Genomic DNA, 290 nt, shown 5'->3' with positions numbered 1-290 from the left:
ACTTTTCAATCAGAGTCATAGTACGCAAGGCGTTAATTTTTGCTGCTTTGTGATCTTTCCAGAAGTTATTCTCTTCTTCCCCTAAAATTTTAACGCCTACTTCATCGCTTGCTTCATGGTTAGTGATCGGCGAATAGACTTCTACATCCAGTCCGTTCGACTCCAAACCTGTCACAATTCGCTCGCGCCAATCGCTATGAATTTCACTAGATAAATAAATATTGTATTTCATGACATGAGTCTTCCTAATTTCATCTCAATGTTATATATTGTGCCTGTGATTTTATCGG

The 290-nt window shown here is 38.3% G+C and carries 1 protein-coding gene; it reads right to left on the bottom strand.

The window, feature by feature from the left end:
• The coding region (locus A3735_RS09985) for a YtoQ family protein (RefSeq protein WP_197485822.1) at positions 1 to 232 on the bottom strand (232 nt) is incomplete at its 3' end.
• Between the last annotated feature and the right edge of the window lie 58 nt (positions 233 to 290).

The sequence above is a fragment of the Oleiphilus sp. HI0061 genome, from assembly GCF_001635675.1.
This window is presented reverse-complemented; position numbering and strand designations above follow the sequence as displayed.